At 62.4% G+C, this 20,967-nt stretch carries 22 protein-coding genes and 2 pseudogenes; 15 read left to right on the forward strand and 9 right to left on the reverse strand.

Annotation, left to right across the window (positions count from 1 at the left end; genetic code table 11):
* Positions 1-537: 537 nt before the first annotated feature.
* Entirely contained in the window at positions 538-1,716 is a 1,179-nt protein-coding gene (locus A5906_RS11690) for an acyl-CoA dehydrogenase family protein (protein ID WP_080135365.1), read from the reverse strand.
* A gap of 144 nt (positions 1,717-1,860) precedes the next feature.
* On the opposite strand from A5906_RS11690, the gene A5906_RS11695 reads away from it, so the two are divergent.
* Complete coding sequence (locus tag A5906_RS11695; RefSeq protein WP_245326690.1) at positions 1,861-2,553, forward strand: MarR family winged helix-turn-helix transcriptional regulator; 693 nt, start codon at positions 1,861-1,863, stop codon at positions 2,551-2,553.
* A 3-nt stretch (positions 2,554-2,556) separates the two neighbouring features.
* Here A5906_RS11695 and A5906_RS11700 read toward each other — a convergent pair whose 3' ends face one another.
* From A5906_RS11700 to A5906_RS46150, 3 genes and pseudogenes are all read right to left on the reverse strand, one after another.
* On the reverse strand, positions 2,557-2,811 hold the full coding sequence (locus tag A5906_RS11700; RefSeq protein WP_245326691.1) for an AMP-binding enzyme: 255 nt from the start codon (positions 2,809-2,811) through the stop codon (positions 2,557-2,559).
* A 210-nt stretch (positions 2,812-3,021) separates the two neighbouring features.
* A partial coding sequence (locus tag A5906_RS44245) for a TonB-dependent receptor (protein ID WP_245326692.1) occupies positions 3,022-4,474 on the reverse strand: 1,453 nt, incomplete at its 5' end.
* Between the two features lies 1 nt (position 4,475).
* Positions 4,476-5,308 (reverse strand): annotated as a pseudogene (locus A5906_RS46150) (TonB-dependent receptor plug domain-containing protein); the annotation flags it as partial.
* A gap of 643 nt (positions 5,309-5,951) precedes the next feature.
* On the opposite strand from A5906_RS46150, the gene A5906_RS11715 reads away from it, so the two are divergent.
* Both A5906_RS11715 and A5906_RS45955 read left to right on the forward strand, forming a co-directional pair.
* The gene (locus A5906_RS11715; protein ID WP_136615152.1) at positions 5,952-7,115 is read left to right on the forward strand and encodes a TRM11 family methyltransferase; all 1,164 of its coding nucleotides are present in this window, start codon (positions 5,952-5,954) and stop codon (positions 7,113-7,115) included.
* Positions 7,116-7,185: 70 nt separating this feature from the next.
* Positions 7,186-7,366 (forward strand): annotated as a pseudogene (locus tag A5906_RS45955) (leucyl aminopeptidase); the annotation flags it as partial.
* A gap of 35 nt (positions 7,367-7,401) precedes the next feature.
* On the opposite strand, the gene A5906_RS11725 reads toward A5906_RS45955, so the two are convergent.
* Positions 7,402-8,199, reverse strand: a complete 798-nt coding sequence (locus tag A5906_RS11725; protein ID WP_245326693.1) for an SDR family NAD(P)-dependent oxidoreductase — start codon at positions 8,197-8,199, stop codon at positions 7,402-7,404.
* Positions 8,200-8,359: 160 nt separating this feature from the next.
* Here A5906_RS11725 and A5906_RS11730 point away from each other — a divergent pair, with 160 nt between their 5' ends.
* The 3 genes from A5906_RS11730 to A5906_RS11740 all read left to right on the forward strand — a co-directional run bounded on the left by A5906_RS11730 (position 8,360) and on the right by A5906_RS11740 (position 11,738).
* A complete protein-coding gene (locus A5906_RS11730) occupies positions 8,360-9,535 on the forward strand; it encodes a zinc-dependent alcohol dehydrogenase (RefSeq protein ID WP_080135367.1) in 1,176 nt (391 codons plus the stop codon).
* An 11-nt stretch (positions 9,536-9,546) separates the two neighbouring features.
* Positions 9,547-10,092, forward strand: a complete 546-nt coding sequence (locus A5906_RS11735; RefSeq protein ID WP_080135368.1) for a hypothetical protein — start codon at positions 9,547-9,549, stop codon at positions 10,090-10,092.
* 374 nt (positions 10,093-10,466) lie between these two features.
* Positions 10,467-11,738 carry a DUF892 family protein gene (locus A5906_RS11740; protein ID WP_080135369.1) on the forward strand — a complete coding sequence of 424 codons (1,272 nt, stop codon included), beginning with the start codon at positions 10,467-10,469 and terminating at the stop codon, positions 11,736-11,738.
* 249 nt (positions 11,739-11,987) lie between these two features.
* Here the strand turns inward: A5906_RS11740 and A5906_RS11745 are convergent, their stop codons facing one another.
* Entirely contained in the window at positions 11,988-12,185 is a 198-nt protein-coding gene (locus tag A5906_RS11745) for a hypothetical protein (RefSeq protein ID WP_080135370.1), read from the reverse strand.
* Positions 12,186-12,690: 505 nt separating this feature from the next.
* Between A5906_RS11745 and A5906_RS11750 the strand changes: the two genes are divergently transcribed.
* Complete coding sequence (locus tag A5906_RS11750; RefSeq protein WP_080135371.1) at positions 12,691-12,960, forward strand: DUF6894 family protein; 270 nt, start codon at positions 12,691-12,693, stop codon at positions 12,958-12,960.
* A gap of 24 nt (positions 12,961-12,984) precedes the next feature.
* On the opposite strand, the gene A5906_RS11755 is transcribed toward A5906_RS11750, so the two are convergent.
* Positions 12,985-13,842 (reverse strand): glucose 1-dehydrogenase, encoded by an 858-nt coding sequence (locus A5906_RS11755; protein WP_080135519.1) that lies wholly within the window; start codon positions 13,840-13,842, stop codon positions 12,985-12,987.
* An 80-nt stretch (positions 13,843-13,922) separates the two neighbouring features.
* Between A5906_RS11755 and A5906_RS11760 the strand changes: the two genes are divergently transcribed.
* On the forward strand, positions 13,923-14,216 hold the full coding sequence (locus tag A5906_RS11760) for a DUF6894 family protein (RefSeq protein ID WP_080135372.1): 294 nt from the start codon (positions 13,923-13,925) through the stop codon (positions 14,214-14,216).
* Here the strand turns inward: A5906_RS11760 and A5906_RS11765 are convergent.
* Both A5906_RS11765 and A5906_RS11770 read right to left on the reverse strand, forming a co-directional pair.
* Positions 14,213-14,941 (reverse strand): Crp/Fnr family transcriptional regulator, encoded by a 729-nt coding sequence (locus tag A5906_RS11765; RefSeq protein ID WP_245326694.1) that lies wholly within the window; start codon positions 14,939-14,941, stop codon positions 14,213-14,215. The two genes, A5906_RS11760 and A5906_RS11765, sit on opposite strands and share 4 nt — an antisense overlap.
* A gap of 224 nt (positions 14,942-15,165) precedes the next feature.
* Positions 15,166-15,627 (reverse strand): metallophosphoesterase family protein, encoded by a 462-nt coding sequence (locus A5906_RS11770; RefSeq protein ID WP_136615153.1) that lies wholly within the window; start codon positions 15,625-15,627, stop codon positions 15,166-15,168.
* An 89-nt stretch (positions 15,628-15,716) separates the two neighbouring features.
* Between A5906_RS11770 and A5906_RS11775 the strand changes: the two genes are divergently transcribed.
* The 7 genes from A5906_RS11775 (at position 15,717) to A5906_RS11800 (ending at position 20,943) form a co-directional block, all read left to right on the forward strand.
* Entirely contained in the window at positions 15,717-15,926 is a 210-nt protein-coding gene (locus tag A5906_RS11775; protein WP_080135373.1) for a hypothetical protein, read from the forward strand.
* A 21-nt stretch (positions 15,927-15,947) separates the two neighbouring features.
* The gene (locus tag A5906_RS45960; RefSeq protein WP_283807685.1) at positions 15,948-16,070 is read left to right on the forward strand and encodes a hypothetical protein; all 123 of its coding nucleotides are present in this window, start codon (positions 15,948-15,950) and stop codon (positions 16,068-16,070) included.
* Positions 16,071-16,159: 89 nt separating this feature from the next.
* Positions 16,160-17,170, forward strand: coding sequence for a cytochrome c oxidase subunit II (gene coxB / locus A5906_RS11780; RefSeq protein WP_080135374.1), 1,011 nt, complete (start codon positions 16,160-16,162; stop codon positions 17,168-17,170).
* Between the two features lie 5 nt (positions 17,171-17,175).
* The gene (gene ctaD / locus A5906_RS11785) at positions 17,176-19,080 is read left to right on the forward strand and encodes a cytochrome c oxidase subunit I (RefSeq protein WP_186465161.1); all 1,905 of its coding nucleotides are present in this window, start codon (positions 17,176-17,178) and stop codon (positions 19,078-19,080) included.
* Positions 19,077-19,676 (forward strand): cytochrome c oxidase subunit 3, encoded by a 600-nt coding sequence (locus A5906_RS11790; protein WP_080135376.1) that lies wholly within the window; start codon positions 19,077-19,079, stop codon positions 19,674-19,676. Before ctaD ends, A5906_RS11790 begins: the two co-directional genes overlap by 4 nt.
* Positions 19,673-20,026 carry a hypothetical protein gene (locus A5906_RS11795; protein WP_080135377.1) on the forward strand — a complete coding sequence of 118 codons (354 nt, stop codon included), beginning with the start codon at positions 19,673-19,675 and terminating at the stop codon, positions 20,024-20,026. The genes A5906_RS11790 and A5906_RS11795 overlap by 4 nt, the downstream gene beginning before the upstream one ends.
* Complete coding sequence (locus tag A5906_RS11800; protein WP_080135378.1) at positions 20,014-20,943, forward strand: cytochrome c oxidase assembly protein; 930 nt, start codon at positions 20,014-20,016, stop codon at positions 20,941-20,943. Before A5906_RS11795 ends, A5906_RS11800 begins: the two co-directional genes overlap by 13 nt.
* The last annotated feature ends 24 nt before the right edge of the window (positions 20,944-20,967 follow it).

Here is a 20,967-nt window from a genome sequence, read left to right on the forward strand (position 1 = left end):
GCCTTCCCTGCGCGATGGTCGGACGGCTTATGCCGTGCTCTCCCGGGAGCCGAATTCCCTCTGGCCTCCCTCACTCCCACGGAATGCACCAGCAGCGCGCCGGTTGACGCAACTGCCGCCTCCGCAAGAGCTTGACCGTAGCAACGACGGCCAGGACCACACGGTTTTGCCGTACGCACGGCCCGCCCTATCGCCGCAGTCTTTCCAGCCCTGTCGACGGAGCCGGAAACTTGCAAACGAGACGAAGCCTAGCAGCGCCGTTCGTCCGCGCGCGGTTTCGGGCTCACAGGGACTACCCGCCCTGCCCGCACCTCTCGCGCCCGACGCTGCCGCGTCCACCGCAAGCCCCGGCTCGCGAACATGACGACCACATGATCGCCCCTCAAGGATGAGCCGGGATGGGCATCACATACGACAAATCCGAATTTCGGTAAAGTGGAATATTTTTTACGATATGGGTTGACAGCTTCGCGGGTGTTTTGCCCGACGGGGGCTTGCCGTTGCCAGTCTCTGCATGCTTCAGGTACGAGGGCCGCGTCAGCGCGGCTTGAGCAGCTCTCGCGCGACGATCAGCTTCTGGACCTCGGTCGCCCCTTCGTAGATTCGAAGGGCGCGGACCTCGCGATACAGGCTCTCAACGATTTCGCCCTTGCGCACGCCGCGTCCGCCAAACATCTGCACCGCGCGGTCGACGACACGCTGGGCGGTCTCGGTGGCGGCCAGTTTTGCCATCGCGGCCTCGCGCGTGGTGGGAAGCTTCTGGACGTCGCGGCGCCAGGCGGCACGGTAGGTCAGCAGCGCCGCGGCGTCGGTTTCAGTCATCATGTCTCCGAGCGCGGCCTGGGTGAGCTGCAGATCCGACAGCGTCGCCCCGAACATGCGCCGCGTCTGTGCATGCACTCGCGCCTCCTCCAGCGCACGTCTGGCAAAGCCCAGAGCGGCCGCAGCGACCGAAGCCCGGAAGATGTCGAGGGTCTGCATCGCGATCTTGAACCCTCCGCCGGACGCTCCGAGCCGCCGGCTGCCCGGAATGCGACAATTGTCCAGACGCAGCGTCGCCAGCGGATGCGGCGCGATGATGTCGATGCGATCGGCAACACTGAAGCCGGGATCGTCCGGAAACACGACGAACGCCGAAATGCCGCGCGCGCCAGGCGCCTCCCCGGTTCGGGCAAACAGCGTGTAGACGTCCGCGATGCCGCCGTTGGAGATCCAGGTCTTCTCGCCGTTCAGAACATAGCTGCCGCCGTCTTCGCGTGCCGTGCAGCTCATGGCCGCCACATCGGAGCCGGCCTCCTGCTCCGAAAGCGCGAAGGCCGCCAACCATTCGCCCGAACGGACCTTCGGAAGCACGGCCTGTCGCAGTTCCGCCGAGCCGGCAAGCGCAATGGCGCCGGATCCGAGCCCCTGCATGGCGAAGGCAAAATCGGCGAGGCCATCGGCATAAGCCAGCGTCTCACGCGACAGGCAGATCGAGCGGGAATCGATGCTCGCCACGTCGCCGTCCGGCGCCGCGACCGCGCAATCGAGCAGCCCCTCCGCGCCAAGCGCGCGTACGAGCTTGCGGCAGGCGCTATCGACGTCGCGGTGATCGGCAACCTGAAGACCACCCTGCGTGACGAAGCGGTCGAGCGCATCGCAAATTGCGCGATGACGCGGCTCGAAGAATGGCCAGTCCAGCCAGTCGCGGGAGATTGTCTTTGCCGATGAGCTCATCTGTCGCTCCGCAAGGTCCAGGGTCGGTTCGGGCGGCCGGCATGTTCTCTGCAGAACCAGCGATTGCGTCGCCAACGCAGCCCGCCGGACATTATTTTAAGCTTAAACTATTTCCTTCCCCGAGGACCTTGTCAAGGCGACAAAATGCGGACGACGTTTCAGGGCCTGTCCGGCGGCGATGCTGCTGACGAATTCGTCGCGCACCGGAGGATGCTCCTGCTCTGCAGCTCTCGCCTTGAATTAATTTTTGCACGAACTATTCCGCTGCAGATCGAATGGAGTGCATTCGCCTTCACCCCGCACGAGGCTCAGGAGATCGATTTGGCACCCGCAAAGCAGTCCTCGCCGGCGCCCAGCAGTAACGCGGCCGACGCGGACGCCGAATCCAGGGCTCAGACGCGGCTCTGGCTGCGGCTGCTGGCCTGCACGTCCATGATCGAGGCAGAGTTGCGGCGCCGGTTTCGCGAGGAATACGACTTCACGATGCCGCGCTTCGACGTTCTGGCTCAACTCGATCGGGAGCCGAGTGGATTAGTGCTGGGGGAACTACCCAAGCGCCTGATGGTTTCGGCTGGCAACCTGACACCGATCGTCGATCGCCTCGTCGAGGATGGATATATCACTCGGACGCCGTCGCATCTGGACAGGCGTGTGCAAATCGTCTGCATGACGGTTGAGGGCCGAAAGAGCTTCAGGCGAATGGCGAAGAGTCACGGCGCATGGCTCGCCGAACTGCTGGCCGAATTTCCGATGGACCGCCTCGACGGCCTCGTTGGCGCGCTCGACGACGTGAAGAGTGCCGTGAGGGACGCCCTGCAACGTCCCGAGCGGTCGTGAGCCTCAGCGCCGGATTTGAATGCCCGCGACTTTGCGGTCCCAGGTCTGCACCGTCACCCCGGCCTGTTGCGGCACTCCCTTCCTGATCTTGCCGTTCTCCGTCAACGGCATGTCGCTCATGATCCGGACGTAGCGTGGAATCGCGAAATAGGCGATCTTCCCTTCGCAGTGCCTGATGATGTCGGCAGGCTCCAGCGACTGCCCCTGCTCCAGCACGATTGCGGCCGCAACCTCGTCTTCGCCGAGTTCGGATGGCAACGGATAGATCGTGCACGCCGCGACTCATGCGATCGACGAAGCGGTAATGTCCATCTGGGTCACGGACGACACGATCACCCTGAATGAAACCAGAGATTCCGCCAGGCCTCGACCGTCTCCGCCGAGATGATTGGTGTTCTGCAACACCACTTCTCGGCCGATGAATTGGCGGCAGGCGCCGTCCACCACGAACAGCGGTAAGAGCAGCGCTTACATGTCCACGGTCACCGACAGGAGATACGTGCGCGGCGCTCCCAGGTAGAACGTTCCGAATGAAGCCACGCTGGACCAGTAATTCGTACCGGTCACGTTCTGGATGTTGGCGCGGAAAATCGTCTTCCTGCCGTTGATCGCCGTCGTGTAGCGGGCGCCGAGATCGAGCCGCGTCCAATCCGGGATCGGCTGCTTGTTCGCGGTATCGACGAACTGCCTGCCCGTGTAGACGACTGCTCCATTCAAGGTGAGCCCCCTCATCCACGAGAGGTCCCACTCGGCTCCAATATTGGCCTGCACGTTTGGAACGCCGATTGGCGTGTTACCCAGGTTTGCCGCGACGGCGGTCTTGGTCAGGGTACCATCCAGCAGCGAAACGCCTCCGAGGACACGAACATCGGGCATGAGTTCGCCGAAGACGTTGAACTCGAGCCCACGGACCTGCGTTTCGGCGGTCGCCGCGAAGCGTCCGGCCGACAGTTCGCCGCTCGCCTTCGATATTTCGAAGGCGCTGAAGGTGGTCGCAATACGCCCGAAGTCCACCTTGATGCCAGCCTCGTACTGCCTGGCGATATAAGGCGAAAGTACCTCGCCGGCATTGAAAACATTCGGCTGCGTCGGCGCTATATCGCCCCGGCTTAGACCTTCGATGTAGTTCGCATAGAGCGAGACATTTTCCAGGGGCCTGACCACGAGGCCGACTACGGGCGTGGTCGCGCTCTTGTCGTAGGCGTTCGACGGCGTCCCGACATTGGAGACATAGTTGTTCGCTTCGATACCCTGGCGACGGACACCCAAAGTCAGCAACACGCGCTCGTCGAGCACGGACAAGGTGTCGGCAATCGAGAGCCCCGTGAGCTGGCTGTCCGAGAGCCGAGGGCGCCCGGGGATCTCATTGGCGAACTGTGTTGGCGCCACCGTCGGACTGTAGATGTTCGACGCGACCGGGCTGCCATTGGTGAGCCGCCGGTACAGCTCGTCGTGATAGACCGAGGCCTGGAAGGTGACGGCATGTCGAACGAATCCGGTATCGAAACGGGCCCGGACGCCGCCATCATACGTGTGCCGATCGATGCTGAGCCCAAAGAACTGCGGCGTCGAGGTGGTGTTGCCGCTGGCGCTGGTGATCGTCGGAAGACCGAAGAACCGCTCGACATTGGTTCGCGAGCCGCCGACATCGGCGAACAGGGTGACCTGATCGCTTACATCATACTCGTTGCGCCAGAGGACCGATTGATCGTTGATGTGCGACCATTCCCAGGGTTGCGTCACGTTCAGCCGGGCGTCCGGCGCCTTTGGTACTTGCAGGCCGGAGGCCATGAGGAATGGACGCGACGGAGCGTCGAACCGGTCGGTCTGGGCGATGAGGTAGAGCCAGGACCTGTACCGCTCGCCCTGATAGTCCAGGGCCAGCGATCCGACTCCCGTTGTTTCGGACTGGCGGTCAATCNGTGTCGCCGTCGCGCAGGCTGCCGCTGGCTCGCACGCCCCATTCTCTAGCGCCGCCATAACGCCGCGCAACATCCCAGTGGCCGCCAAATCGTGCGGTCGAACCGTAGCTCGCCGTAAGGCGAGTCAAATCCTCTTCCGCGCGCTTAGGCACGACATTGATGACACCGCCAACACCGCCGTTGGGCGCAATTCCGGAGAGCGCGGCTGAGGGACCCTTCAGCACCTCGATGCGTTCGACGTAGTCCGTGAAGATGCGATATGTCGGCGCTATTCCGTAAAGGCCCTCGAAGGCGAACTCACCGTTGTTGCCTTCGTTGATCGGGAAGCCACGGATGTTGAAAGAGTCCACAACACCGCCGGTTGGGTGCGAACTTCGCACGGAAGGATCGAGGATCAGGGCATCCGCAGCCGTCGCCGCCTGCTGATCCCGGATGAACGTATCCGTGTAACTCGTCACGTTGAACGGCGACTTCATTGTGTCGGTATTTCCGAGCAGTCCCAGCCGCGCGCCTTGTGCAACCTGGCCGCCTGTAAAGGCAGGCACAACACCCGGCCGCGACGCCTGCGATTGCGCGGCGGCCGTTTCCGGTGGCGGAGCGACTCGCGCAGCGGTGCGGCGGGAAGCTGTCCGAGCCCGGGCTGCATTTCGGCTGATCGGTGCGCGCCGGAGCGATTGTTGCGTCGGAGCATCGACGGTAACGGGTGGAAGGGAAGTGGCGCTTTGCGCCGTTTCGGATTGAGCAGGCGTTTCGAACCACGCCAGCAACGCCACTCCACCCAGCAGTTTCGCACCCCAGCGAACACCTGCCCCAATCTCACCCGCACGCGGCATTTCCAGAAAGTCCCTCAACGGCAGCACATCGCCCAGCGCGAAATGCTCCACGCTCGGCCTGCAACGACCTATGGATCGAAGATCGGATTTTGCATCCGCACTCGGCCGACATTTGTCGCCCGCGCTTCAGCTCCTCCGCAGACTCACATTCGGAGCAGTTGCCTACGTTATGATCGGCAATGTCCGATTGCTCTCGATCTGCATCGCCTCCTTAAAGAGACGACATCGTGACCGCAACGCAAATGCGTGCGTCATCACTTAGAATATCTCGATCATCTACGACTTGAGTCAGACGGCTCGCCACGACTGGATGCGACAAAATGCGCCAGATGCTCGGCACCAGCTCGCTTCGCACCAGCCAACGCGACGTCGACGCGTACTCACGAGTCCGGAAGGACGCGGGTTGGGGTCCCTGGCTGGCTCTGCCCTGCGGTTGACGAGTACGGCAGCGTGCGGACCAGAATCTTGTCACGTCGAACCAGGTGGTGAAACAGGGCCGCGTCTATATGAAGGCCGACGACAGGCCACGCGATCCATTTTCCGACGAGATGATGAATGGCGTCGAGCGGCGCTGCGGGCAACGCGTCGGGGCGGCCCGTACGGGACGCAGATGCCGCGCTCGCGGACGGACAATTCGGGAAAAATGTCGAAAAGACGCTTGCCTTCCCGACGGATTTGCCGGCAGTTTGCCCGTCCTTCGTATCTTGCGAGGCATACAGAGCCAGGCTGGCGCCCGCCAGATAGCAGCCTCGGACATCGAATTCAAAAGAAGGCGGCCTACAGACCGATCATGATCTCCACGAATACCTTCGTCGCGCAAGTCGCACCGCAGAGAAGCAGTCAATACAGCAATTTGGCGCGCGACCTCGCTACAGCCGAACTCCTGGCATCGCCGCTCGGTCAGACGCTGTCGAGCGTTTCCCTGGAAAACATCGCCGGGCAGGACTACGTCAAGTTCACGACATCGGGCGCTGGCCTGACGGAGCAACATCACAGGCAACTCGCCAGCATGGCGATGCTGGGGAATGTCTTCGAGTTCTTCGAGTCCATCGACGCCGTGCAGGGCCCATTGCTCAGGCCGGTCGCAGTTACCTACCCCTTTGCCATCTCCCGCGACCTGCCTTCCATCAGGCGCTACAAGGGAAAGACTAGCGAGTTCTTCACGCATTTCGTCTGCAACATCGCCAAGAATGCTTCCGACTTTCGCCACATGGACTGGCGCGAGCTGAAATTGCTTGACCCGATGTGCGGCGGCGGAACGACCTTGTTCGTCGGCCTGTCACTCGGCGCCAGCGTCGCCGGCGTCGAGCTCGACCAGGACGATGTCGAGTCCACGGCCACCTTCATCACTCAATATTGTCGCGAGAACCGGATATCGCTGTCCGCGAACCAGGAGCGACTGCGAAAATTGGGAAATGCGCGCCGCTGGCATTTCCAGATCGGAAGGGAGAGCCCCCTTCGCTGCATGCTGGTGAGCGGAAGCGGAGCCGCGGCCAAAGAGCTGACATCCGGGTTCGGTCGACCTCATCTCATCGTTGCCGATCTGCCTTACGGCATTCAACACAAGGCGCCGCTGCAGGCCCTCCTGACCGATTGTCTGCCCGCCTGGGCCAAGCTGCTGGACCCGGGCGGCTGCATGGCCTTCTCCTGGGATTCGACGCGCTTCACGCGCGAGGAGATGGTGGCATTTGTCCGGGACACCGCTCCTTTCGACGTGATGGAGACACCGCCCTACGACAGTCTGGCACACCGTGTCGATCGCGTGATCAAGCGGCGGGATGTCATCGTGGCCAGGATTCGTCCCTGATTCAGCGGCGCTCTTGCCGAATAGAAGCCTGGCTGAGCCGGGAATGGCCGATACCCGCCATAAGTCCGGCTGGAACGTCGGCGTCACCGGCCTGGCCGCCCCGCCCGACGCCGTCGAGGCTCTGAAGAATTGCGACATGCTGATCACCTGCGTCTTCCTGCTGTTCTCGCCGGAACAGTTCGCCAAAGGTCGAGATCGCCGCCGGCCTTCTCGACGCGGCCAGGGTGATGCGGATCACCTCGCCGCACGGCCTAGCGCGTGCAATAAAGAATGCAGCGCGATCTCGTTAAGACTTCGCCGTGCCCGGCTCTGCCATCTTGCGATGTTGCTTGGCCAACACCTCATTCGGCGTGACGTTAGCCACCGTCGTCTGGATCTTGTTCTTCATTCCTGTGACGACATCTGACTCCCCGCGCAGCATCGCATTGAAGCCGGCCTTTGCGACCTCACGTGCATCGTCCTTCTTGTCGGTGCCGACCTTGGTGTCCATCATGTCGGCACGCCGGAAAAATTCGGTCTCGGTCGCACCCGGCATCAAGCAGGTGACGCTCACGCCGCTGCCGCGTAGCTCCTCGCGCAGTGCGAAGGAGAAGGAATCAAGGAATGCCTTGGTTCCGTTATAGACGGCCTGAAAGCTGCCGGGCATGAAGCCGGCGATCGAGCCCGTGATCAGGATACGTCCTGAGTTCCGCCGGAGCATCTCATTGCCAGCGCGATGGATCAGATAGAGAGTTCCGGTGATGTTCGTGTCGACGACGCGCCTGATCCGGCCGAAATCCTGATCAAGGAAAGCATTGCCGAGGCCGACGCCGGCGTTGGCCAAGAGCGCATCGATCGGGCGGTCGCCGATCGCGGCACATAATTTGTCAACGCCTTCGGTGGTGGCGAGATCGGTCTGGACGGCTTCTACACTTCGGCCAAGCCTGCGCAGCTCGGTCGCAGCCGTCTCAATTGCGGGCTCATCCGCAACGATGACAAGATCAAAGCCGTTCTCGGCACAGCACCTTGCGAGTTCCAGGCCGATTCCGGTGGAAGCTCCGGTTACGACGGCGAACTTGCTGGCGGGCAATCGATCGGCAGACATGGGCGTGTCCTCGCGGCTGACCTTGATGACGGCCAATCGCTCGGTGTCCGGCTCGTTCCTATCCGAAGTCCGCAATCAGGCGCGAAGATTTGCGGCTGCAATAGCAACCATCGTTCCATTCTGGACTTAGATGCCTCGTAAATTCAGCGGGAGAACGAAGATGAAGGCGCTGGTTTGGCACGGCAAGGAAGACATCCGGTGCGATACCGTCACCGATCCGGAGATCCAGGACCCGCGCGACGCGATCATCAAGGTCACGAGCTGCGCGATCTGCGGCTCAGACCTGCACCTCTTCCACAATTTCATTCCCGGCATGATGCCCGGCGATATCATGGGCCACGAGACCATGGGCGAGGTCGTCGAAGTGGGCTGCGGCGTCGACAGCAAATTGAAGAAGGGCGACCGCATCGTCGTCCCCTTCACGATCATTTGCGGCGAATGCGATCAATGCAAACGCGGCAATTTCTCCGTGTGCGAGACCACCAACCGCAAGAAGCACCTGGCCGATAAGGTGTTCGGACATTCAACCGCAGGTCTGTTCGGCTACACTCATTTGACCGGCGGCTATCCTGGCGGACAGGCGGAATATCTCCGCGTGCCCTTCGCCGATGCCACGCATATCAAGGTTCCCGCGGGCATCCCAGACGAACAGCTGCTGTTTCTCAGCGACATCTTCCCGACCGGCTGGCAGGCGGCGGTGCAATGCGACATCGTACCGACAGATACGGTCGCGATCTGGGGCTGTGGTCCGGTCGGACAAATGGCGATCCGGAGCGCCATCCTGCTCGGCGCCAATCAAGTGATCGCGATCGACTGCCTGCCCGAGCGGCTCAGCATGGCGGAAGCCGCTGGCGCGACCACGATCAATTTCGAGAACGAGAGCGTTCTGGAGCGGCTGAAGGAACTGACCGACGGCAAAGGTCCGGAAAAGTGCATCGATTGCGTCGGGATGGAATCGCATGTGAGCGCATCCTGGCCCGACACCCTGCTCGACCGAGCCAAGCAGATGGTGATGCTGGAGAGCGACCGGCCCCATGTCCTGCGGGAGATGATCTATGTCTGCCGGCCCGGCGGCATCATCTCGGTGCCCGGCGTTTACAGCGGCTTCTCCGACAAGCTTCCGATGGGCGCATTCATGAACAAGGGTCTGACGATGCGCACCGGGCAGACTCACGTCAACCGCTGGACCGACGATCTTCTTCGCCGCATCGAGCAAGGCGAGATCGATCCGTCATTCGTCATCACCCACACCGTGCCGCTCGAGCAAGGTCCCGAAATGTACCAAATGTTCCGCGACAAGCGTGATTCATGTGTCAAGGTCGTGTTGAAGCCCTGAAAGGAGCAACCATGTTTCATTTCTCAAATATCGTGCGCTCCAAGGGGGACCCCAAGATTGTTGAAGGCGGACCGAGCCTGAAGCAACCGCCAGACCAGCTTGCACGCGCGCTTGGCTGGCTCGGCATTGGCCTCGGCATCACGGAATTCCTCGCGCCCCGACGCGTCACGGAAGCGCTCGGCATGGAGGGACGCGAGACGCTGGTCCGTGCTTTCGGCTTGCGGGAAATCCTCGCCGGCGTCATGTCACTATCGGTCGATAGGAACGCGGGGCTGTGGGCTCGCGTCGGTGGCGACGGCCTGGATGCGGCTGCACTCCTTTCGGGCCTGACATCCGATAATCCCAAGAAGGGCAACATCGCGCTGGCGCTCCTCATGGTGGGTGGCATTGCCATGCTCGACTACCGGGCCGCCCAGGATACCAAGCCGCGGCGGCCTCCGCCGAATGCGCGGCGCAAGCTGTATCCCAACCGCAGCGGCTTCCCCAAGGGGGTTCAGGCCGCGAAAGGTCGAGCTAAGGAGATGATCCAGCACAAGACGGCCGGTGTCACTTCCTGACCAAGCCGGGATTGCAGACGAGCGACGGCGACGCTCGCGCTCGATTGCCGCCGTCGAGGCGGCGCTCAGCCTCCATGTGGTATATGCGGTCTGCTGAGTTACCGTGGGAAATGGCCTCGAGTGGCATTCATTGGCGGGGCTCGCGACCTGGGGCACGACGCTTCTCATCCAGCGAGCCGAGCATGGCGTTTCACAGCGATCGTTCCTCTCACTAAGACGATTGCAACGATGGAGCTGCCCTTTCGCCTCGGCGTCGCCACTGGCGCGGCCTCCTCCCGGGCGTTCATCGTCGCTACTGCGCGCGGCTACATAGGAACAACGCCAATACACGCCGGTTCGAGAACAGATGTTCCTTCCAACCTAAAGGGCAATCCATGTATCACCACGTGAAGAAACTGATGTTCACCGTCCGTGTCGACGAACCTGATCCCCGGTTCGGCAATATGCTGCTCGAGCAGTTCGGTGGCGCCAACGGCGAGCTCGCCGCCGCCATGCAGTACTCCATACAGGGGCTCAATTGCGAAGATCCGGATCGCAAGGATCTCCTGATGGACATCGGTACTGAGGAATTGAGCCATCTCGAAGTCGTCGGCACGCTCGCCCGCATGCATCTCAAGCCCGCGAAATTCGATCGCCAGGCTGCCGAAGCCGATCCGCTCATCGCGATCGCCGGGGGCGGCGGCGTGAACCTGTTCAACTCGCAGGGCAATGCCTGGACTGCCGATTACCTCAAGATCACCGGCGAGCTGGATGTCGACCTTCGGAGCAACATTGCCGCGGAGGCGAGAGCCAAGATCGTCTACGAACGGCTGATCAATTTCACCGATGACGCTGGAACCAAGGATGCGCTTCAGTTCCTGATGACGCGTGAGATTACGCACATGAAGGCGTTCTCGCTGGCGCTCGAAAGCATGGCAAAGCCGGCATTCAGCATCGGCCGGATCGCCCCAACACCCGGCCTCGTCGATCAGTTCTTCAACGATTCGACGGGAACCGGCGATCACGGCGAGATCGACACGCGCGGGCCGTGGAATGAGGGAGGCGAATGGGTCTTCACCGACTCGCCTGCCATCCAGGCCGGCGAGCCCGGCCCAGCAAGCGCGATCGTCACCGAGAGCTCTCCGCCGGTCGACGAAGCCGGTCTCGGCGAACTCCTGATCGACGAGCTCCGCGACATCCTTCACGCGGAAAAGCAACTCACGAAGGCGCTGCCCAAGATGGCGGAAGCCGCGCGCTTCGATCAGCTGCGAGAGTTGTTCGAGCAGCACCTCGTCGAGACCGAGGCGCAGATCGAGCGAATCAACGAGTGTTTCGAGATGCTCGGAAAGTCAGTGCGCACCAAGCCTTGCAAGGGCATGATGGGCCTGGTCGAGGAAGGCCAGGAAATCATGGACGAAGGCGAAGAGAAGGAAGATGCTGCCGCCGATCTCGCATTGATCGGGGCGGCGCAGCGGGTCGAGCATTACGAGATCGCCGGCTACACTACCGCGCGCAATCTCGCTCAGCAATTGCGCCATAGCGCCGTCGTCAGCCTTCTGTCGAAGTCCCTCGCTGAGGAAGAGAATGCCGATCAGCTCTTGAACCAGGTCGCTCGTTCGCTGATGTCGGTCGCGAAAATGCCGGCGGCCGTCGAGCAGACGGAATAGAGTGCGGGTATGCTGCGGCACTAGATGACGTCGACGCGCGCCTCGGTCCGTTCCCTTCCAGACGTGCGCGCGAGCGCGGCCCCGGCGAGACTCTCCCTTGCGCGGGGTCGCATTCGTTTCTGAAGAATGATGTGCGGGGAATTACAACGCCCAGCGACGCGCGAATGTTTCAGGACAGCAACGCCAGCTTTCAGCGCCCCGTGCGAAGACACAGGTCGCCCCGTTCGGCGCCGCCGCTGGAGTGCAGGCTTACTTGTTGGACGAGCTCGAACCGGTCGTGACGCTCGGAGCGTTGGTCGGAGCCGTGGTGGTGGTCTGATGACCGATATCGCGTCCATTGTAGAAGAAGACGGCCGCGACGACGGCTATGACGAAGACTGCGCCGACCATCCAGCCGACTGCGCTGTTCTGTCGAGGCCTTGCGCTGAAGGGGTCGTTTTGATCCATGCTGTTCTCCCGTGACTGACTCGAAAACCTGTCGCCGGAAGGGACGTTCCAATTCGGCTAGCTACGCCTGCCCGTCCCTCTCGGGGGCGCAACAAAAGAAAAGCGAAAACAACCCCATGCACAGTAGCCGGTGCCAATGAGATCAATGGCTTGGCGGCGGTCGAATTCTGATTATACGAATTCGATTTGACTCGTCGGGCAAAACACCTGTAGACAGCCATCATCCGGAACGACCGACGGCATCCTGTCTCCGCTGAGTGACACCATGCGCGAGCTCGCCGATGCCCCAAATATCGAACAGGATCGGTTCCGCCCCGTTGGAACGGACAAGCGGGTGTTCCATTGACCGTCATGGGAAAGCTGCTGATCGGTATCGTCGTCGTGAGCCTGGCAATGATCATCGCGTTCGCCGTCTACGTCATCACGCTGTAACGGCAGGCACGATCACGGCGCTCCTCGGCCGACCACCCGGAACATTGCGCTGCGGTCGGGCGTTTTGGCCGAAATGCCACGCTATTACTTCAACATTCACAATGGTCACCCCTTTGAGGACCGTGTCGGCGAGGATCTGCCCGACGAGGAGGCGGCCTGGAAGAACGCGCTCCTGCTTACGCGCGACATCGAAGACGTGCTCGCCCCCGGCGGTGCGTGGAGGCTCGAGGTCATCAAGACCGATGGAAGTCCGCTCTACCGCATCGACATCAAGGCCGAGCGGGCAAACGACGCTCCGTCCAATTCGGCAACACCAGGTGACAGCGACAGCCCTGATGGCTGAACGCTTCGCAGGCTGCGTGTCGGCTCAAATGAACGGCTTCCCGCCGGTCACGGCGAGCGTGGCTCCCGAGGTGTAGCTCGAGAGCGGATCGGCCAGCATCACATAGGCTGTCGCGAGCTCCGCCGGCTGTCCGGCACGCTGCATCGGCACCTGCTTGCCGAAATTCTTTACGGAATCCTCGGGCATGGTCGACGGGATCAGTGGCGTCCAGATCGGTCCCGGGGCGACCGCGTTGACCCTGATGCCCTTGCTTGCCAGCATCTGCGCGAGCCCGCCGGTAAAGTTCTGAATGGCGCCTTTGGTCGTGGCATAGGCGAGCAGGCTCGGGTTCGGCATGTCCGAGTTCACGGAAGCCGTATTCACGATCGCCCCGCCCGGTCGCATGTGCGGGACGGCAGCCTTGGCCAAATAGAACATGGCGTGGATGTTCACTTCGAAGGTTCGTTGCCATTCCCCATCGCTGATGTCCTGGATGTCCTTGAACGTCGCCTGATGGGCCGCGTTGTTGACGAGTATGTCGATTCCCCCGAGTTCCTCGACCGCGCGATGGACGATGCTGCGGCAATGATCGGGATTGGCGATATCGCCGGCAATCAGACCGGCCTTGCGCCCTTCGCGCTCGACCAGCGCCTTGACCTCAGCCGCGTCCTCATGCTCGTTCAGATAGGCGATGACGATGTCCGCGCCCTCGCGGGCATAGGCGATTGCGACGGCGCGGCCGATGCCGCTGTCGCCCCCCGTGATGATGGCCTTCATACCGGCGAGGCGACCGGCCCCCTTATAACTCTCCTCGCCATGATCCGGTCGCGGGTTCATCGCGCGGGTTGTGCCGGGCGCCGGTTGCTGCTGAGCGGGAAAGGGCGGCTTGGGATATTCGGTCATGGAGCTGCTCCGGAATTTGCTCCGGTAACCGAAGGCGACCGCAAGCGTTCCTAGCCCGCCCATCGGATATCTTGTCCCAAATGCACGAGGACCGCTCGGCGGCAACCTCCGACTCTGAACAGACGTTAGGAACGCGCCGCGTGTTCCAGCCGTTCAACTGGATGACCAGATACTCATTCTTGATCACGGACGGCGACGATTTCTCTGACAACGAAGAGCTGCCGGACGACGAAGCAGCCTGGCACCAGGCCCTTCGTACCGTCAGGGACATCGAATCGACGCTCAGCTCCACTGGCGGCAAATGGTCGCTTGTGGTTCACCGGGATGATAGTCCACTCTATCGCATCGACGTGCGGGCCCAAAGGCTGACCTAAGTGCTCGGGCTCAGATGCAGGTAGGTGGGGTCAAAGCCTGCCAGCTCTTCCATCTCCTTGGGCTTGAGGATGTGAAACTCCGACCTGCTCACCGAGACCAGCCCTCCCTTCCGGAGGTTCTGGAGGACCCGCTTGGTGTGAACCACCGAAAGGCCAAGGCAATCGCCCAGATCGGTCTGAGTGATGGGCAAGCCGAACTCTCCATCACGCGTGTGCCCGATGGCCTTCAGCCGGCGGTGGAGTTCTGTCAGGAGCTGAGCCATTCTGGGCGTAGCCTCACGCCGTCCGACGTTGACGATCCATTCCCTGAAGATTGCCCCGTCGAGCAGAGTTTCGCGCCATCGTGCCGATGCCAGGTTCGGGCGCAAGCGGTTGACCTCTCTGAGGTCGTCGTGGGAGATGAAGCCGAGCGCACACCGCGTGACGGTGATCAGGTCATGATCCATGACCTTGAGATGAAGACCTTGAAGGTCAGGATCTCTCCCGGTATGTGGATGGAGAGAACCTGTCGTTCGCCATCCGCAGTCGTCTATCGAGCGGAATGCAAATCCTTCCGCGATCAGGCAGCAGTCACTTGGCCGGTCTCCATCGGCCACAATGACTTCGCCGGAGTCGAAATGCCGCTCGCGAATCCGAAGCGTGTGAATTGCCCGGATGTCCTCGGCGTCCAGATTGTTGGACACGGTCAGCTTTGTGATCAGGGCGGAAGCCAGGTTTGCCGGCATCGGATGCTCCATTTCGAGACCCGAATGATGCAAACCACTCCGGCCTGTGAGGCGGGAGCACTACACTCTCAGCATCGACGCCCATGCATATCTGCCGATGATGATACGACAACGCAAAGCTATAAGATCGTTCCAGGAACAACCATCAAGCAGCTTCTCGCGCAAATTTTCAACTTGGCTCACTTTGAGTAAGGAGAGCCGGCGAGCTTCGACCACGTCTTGGACTAGCCGAGCGTGTGCACGATCGGTCGAATCTCGCCGCTTTCGTCGAGATCGAGCGTCGCCAGCGTGATCGGGAGCTTGAAGCGTTGCGGCCCGGCGCTCCCGGGATTGAGATAAAGCACCCCACCGACGTTCTTGACGCTCGCCCGGTGCGAATGACCGCAGATCACGGCAGCAACGCCTTCAGGCGCAGGTTTGCTCGCAAGCTCGTTCTGATCATGCAGGACGTATAAATCGCACCCGCCGAGATGCACCGTTTCCGTATCCCGATAGTTCCGCGCCCAATCGCCGGTGTCGACATTCCCCCGGATCGCCGAGACAGGCGCAATTCTGCGCAGCCCCTCGAGCACATGCTCGGCGCCGATATCGCCGGCGTGGATGATGTGCGCGACCCCGGCCAGACGGCGCACGGCCTCCGGACGTAGCAACCCGTGCGTATCCGAAATCACGCCGATCCTGATCACAGCGCCTCTCCTGACTTGATGCCCCAGCGCGGGGCCTAGGAACCACGGCAGCACGCTCGCATTGCCGGATATCTAACCGGAGCGCACAAATGGGCAATAGCGGCGTCGGCATGCTTTTGGGAGACGTCTCGGCCACGGTGTTGTGGCTGTGGTTCATCGGCGCCTTCATCCTTGGCGCCGTGATCTGGTATGGCGTCAGTCGATCCGGCCATTTGCGCCGAAGTGAGCGCGCACAACTGGACCGGAACACGGAAGCCGCGCAGCGCCGCGACGATCCGCAAAAGCCCGCGGCACGGTGATCACGCGACCGAGGATGATACATGCTGGAAGATCTTCGCGCGATCGCTCAACCGGGAGCGATAATTGCCGTCATCGTCGTCCTGCTGCTGATGGGCGCAGCCGATGCGGCAATCTTCATCGCGACCAGGGGATGGCCGTTCTGAGGCGGCAGTGAACCAGCCCGATCTGTGCGATAGGAACCTTCATAGGATTGACCGGTTCGCCCTGCAACAGGGGAGCACGGCGAACACTCATGCCTGTCCGGATGCGAACGGCTCTGGTGCCATTTGCGGCGTTGCCGCTGGTCGCTTGCGCCGGCCAGCAGTCGGCGCTCGACCCGCAAGGGCTTCAGTCCACCCAGATCCTCAATATCCTCTTCATCTTCCTGGGCGTCGCGGCCATCGTCTGGATCGCCGCGATGATCGTGCTTGCTGTCGGCATGCTGCGCCGAAATCGTACGGCCGACCAGCCGCTCGCGCTGCACCAGCCCTTTGAAAGGACGGCCGGTCGCGTCGTCTTCATCCTGGGGCTCGCAACCCTCGTCATCGTGCTCGGGCTCTCCATCGTCAGCTATGCCGGCCAGCGCACCGTCTTCGCCAAGGACGAGCACGCCCTCACCCTCAAGATCATCGGCCATCAATGGTGGTGGGAGATTCGGTACGAGGACGACAGTCCCGACAAGAGCTTCGTGACAGCCAACGAGATCCGGATTCCGACCGGTCAGCCCGTGAAGGTCGAGCTCGAATCCGCCGACGTGATCCACAGCTTCTGGGTGCCGAGCCTGACCGGGAAGATGGACCTCATTACCGGGCAGAAGAACGAGCTGCAGTTCACGGCGAAGACCGCCGGCGTCTATCGCGGCCAATGCGCCGAGTTCTGCGGACTTCAGCATGCGCATATGGCCTTTGCGGTGCTCGCGTTATCGCCGGATGAGTTCGGCCGCTGGCGCGACAACGAGAACCGGAGCGCCAACAGCCCGACCGACCAGCTCGGCAAGCAGGGCGAGCAGCAGTTCCGTGCAAGAGGCTGCGCGCTCTGCCACACAGTGCGGGGCACGCTGGCGGGCGGGCAATTGGGTCCCGATCTGACCCACATCGGCAGCCGTACCACGGTCGCCGCCGGAACGCTGCCGCTGACGCCGGCCGCGCTCGGCGCCTGGATCGCCGATCCCCAGCACGTCAAGCCCGGCAATCTTATGCCGAAGATGCCGCTGCAATCGAACGAGCTCATCGCGATCCTTCACTATCTGGAGCAGCTCAAGTGACCGTGATGGCTGAAGAACGCGAGCTGCGCGACGACGCGCTGAACGGCCTGGAGCTCTCTACGCGCCTCGACAGGATCTGGCGCACGCCGCCCGGCCTGCTCGGCGCGCTGATGTCGGTCGACCACAAGGTCGTCGGGCGTCGCTACATCGTTACCGCATTCACGTTCCTGCTCCTCGGCGGCATCCTCGCGATCCTGATGCGCATTCAGCTCGCGGGCCCTGAGAAGACGTTCCTGTCGGCCGACAAATACAACCAGATCTTCACGATGCACGGCTCGACGATGATGTTTCTGTTCGCCGTCCCGGTGATGGAAGCATTCGCCGTGTACCTCGTGCCGCTGATGGTCGGAACGCGGAGTATCGCCTTCCCGCGCCTGAATGCGTTCAGCTACTGGATGTTTCTGTTCGGAGGCTGCTTCCTCTGGATCTCCTTTGCGCTCAACGTCGGTCCGGATGTCGGCTGGTTCGCCTATGTTCCGCTGTCGTCGCTGCAGTACACGCCGACGAAGCGGCCCGACGTCTGGGCGCAGATGATCACCTTCACCGAGGTCGCGGCGCTCGCAGTTGCCGTGGAGATCGTCGTCACCGTGTTCAAGCTCCGCGCGCCCGGCATGACGCTCGACCGCATCCCTCTTTTCGTATGGGCAATGCTGGTCACGTCCTTTCTGGTGATGTTCGCGATGCCTTCGATCATGGTTGCATCGACCTCGCTGATCCTGGATCGTCTCGTCAGCACGCGCTTCTACGATTCCTCGTCGGGCGGACATCCCCTGCTCTGGCAGCACCTGTTCTGGTTCTTCGGTCATCCCGAGGTCTACATCATCTTCATACCCGGCACGGGCATGGTCTCGGCCATCCTTGCGACATTCGCGCGCCGGCCGGTGATCGGCTATCCGGTCGTCATCCTCTCACTGATCGCGACCGGCTTCCTGTCGTTCGGCCTGTGGGTCCACCATATGTTCGTCACGGGCCTGCCCCAGCTCGGCGCCGGCCTGTTCACGGCGTCCAGCATGCTGATCGCGGTGCCGAGCGGTCTCCAGATCTTCTGCTGGCTGGCGACACTCTGGGACGGCCGTCCGGTCTACCGCACTCCGCTCCTGTTCGTGGTCGGCTTCATCGTGATCTTCGTGCTCGGCGGCCTCTCCGGCGTGATGGTCGCCTCGGTGCCGATCGACACACAGGTGCACGATACCTATTTCGTCGTCGCGCATTTCCATTACGTCCTGATTGGCGGCGCGGTCTTCCCGCTCATCGGAGCCGTCTACTACTGGTTTCCCAAGATTACCGGCCGGATGCTGAGCGAGCGGCTCGGCCGCTGGAACTTCTGGCTCGCCTTCGTCGGGTTCAATGTCGCGTTTTTCCCGATGCACATTCTCGGGCTGATCGGGATGCCGCGGCGCGTTTACACCTACACTCCCGAGATGGACTGGGCGCACCTTAACCTTCTGTCCAGCGCCGGCGCCGCCATTTTCGCGATCAGCTTTGCGCTGCTGCTTGTGAACGTGCTCATGAGCCTTCGCGCCGGCACGCTCGCAGGCGACAATCCCTGGGACGCCTCGACGCTGGAATGGGCGACCTCTTCACCTCCACCCCCGCAGAATTTCGACCGCATTCCCGTGGTCAAGCACCGCGATCCGCTCTGGCTCGACAGTGCGAGCCTGCCCGTCGTTGCGGGCCTCAGCGTGGAGCGGCGCGAGGTGCTCCTGACGTCGCTCGCCGAAGCCGAACCGCAAATCCGTGAGGCGTCTCCGGAGCCGAGCATCTGGCCGCTGCTGACGGCGATTGCGACGACGGTGTTCTTCATCGGATCGATCTTCACGCCCTGGGCGGTGCTGTGGGGTACGCCGCCCATGGCCGTCACCTTGATCGGCTGGTTCTGGCCGGGCGGCAGCAAGGAGGACGAGCAATGAGGCAAACCATCGTCCGCAACGTCGCGGAACTGCCGACCTATGGCTATGGCCCGCGCAGCGGCCCGTGGTGGGGCGCCATGGGGTTCATGGCGCTGGAGGGCATGGGATTTGCCATCGCAATCGGGGCCTACCTCTATCTCTATGCCGTCAACCCGAACTGGCCGATCGGAGCAGCGCCCCCCGATCTCTGGCCCGGCACGGCCGAGACCATCGTCTATCTCCTGAGCATCATTCCGAACGAGATGACCAAAAGCGCCGCTCATCGACAGGACCTTGCCAAAGTACGCGCAGGCCTCATCGCGATGTCGCTGATCGGAATCGGACTCTTGGTCTTGCGCGGCTTCGAGTTCGCCCATCTCAACACGCGTTGGGACAACTCGGCCTACGGATCGATCGTCTGGTTGATCCTGGGCCTGCACACGACCCATCTCGCCACCGACGTCGGCGACACCATCGTGCTGGCGGTGCTGATGTTCACACGCCACGCCAAGCCGCGTCGGTTCAGCGACGTCACCGATAATGTGTTCTATTGGAACTTTGTCGTGCTGGCATGGCTGCCGCTCTATGTGCTGCTCGACTGGGTGCCCCGCCTATGACCGCTGCTGAACGACATCCGAAACTGCTCTACTGGGCCGGCGTCGCGCTCGGACCGCTGGCATGGGGCATCAACCTGCAAGGCGTCTATGCGCTCGCCCATTTCTCGTGCGAGACGACAAAGCTCACCGGCACGATCATGAGCGTCGCCCTGGCCATCGTTGCCCTTGCGGGCACGGCGATATCGGCCCGTGCGGTTCGGCGCGGCGTCGGCGCGGAATGGGCCGATGCACAAGGCGGCGGTCCCCGGACGTTCATGGCCTGGCTCGGTGTCGGCTCCGGCGTGCTGTTCGCACTTGTCATCGCGAACCAGCTCGCGGCATCGCTGGTGATCAGCCCATGCCTGCGCTGATCCTGCTGGCCCTGCTGCTTGGCCTGGCTGCTGCGCCGGCAATGGCCCACGGCATCTCGGACGTCGATCCGGGCTCGCTTTGGAGCATCGATCCCTGGCTTCTGGCACCGCTTTATGCTGTCGGCATCGGCTTCTACGTCGGCACGCAGCGGCTCTGGCACCACGCGGGCGGAGGGCGCGGCATCAGCTTTCGTCAGGTCGGCGCATTCTGGACGGGATGGCTGATCGTCGCACTCGCCCTCACCTCGCCGCTGCATTGGCTCGGCGAGCGACTGTTCACGGCGCACATGATCGAGCACGAGCTGCTCATGATCGTCGGAGCCCCCCTGATGGCATTTGCCCGCATCAACGGGCCGCTGATGTGGAGCCTTCCGGCCTCGCTTCGTCCTGCTGCGGGCCGCCTCCTCAATTGGCCGATTGTCGCGCGGCCATGGGCTCTGCTGGGCCATCCCATCAGCGCGACCGCCATGCATGCCCTGGCACTCTGGGCCTGGCATGCGCCGCCGCTTTATGCGTGGGCACTCGAAAACACCGCCATCCATCGCCTCCAGCACATCAGCTTCTTTGCCACGGCGCTGTTGTTCTGGTGGGTGCTTCTCCATGGCCGCGGTGTTGGTCGCAGCGTGCGGCTTCGGGATGGTATCGCGATTGCGTGCCTGTTCGTCACTGTCCTTCATTCCGGAGTGCTGGGAGCGCTCCTGGCCCTGTCGACGCGCGTTTGGATCCCGGGCCAGGGCGCCATCGCCGGGGAATTCGGTCTGTCGCCGCTGGAGGATCAGCAGCTTGCCGGCATCTTGATGTGGGTGCCCATGGGCATGCTCTACACCGCTGCAGCCCTGTTCTTCGCTTATCGGTGGCTGACCGAATTCGATGTCCGCCTGCCCGCGGTTCGGCACGCCGGCTCGCGAGGACCATAGGAACCGCAGGTGCAGCGCAACGTT

This window comes from Bradyrhizobium sacchari (assembly GCF_002068095.1).
Lineage (GTDB): Bacteria > Pseudomonadota > Alphaproteobacteria > Rhizobiales > Xanthobacteraceae > Bradyrhizobium > Bradyrhizobium sacchari.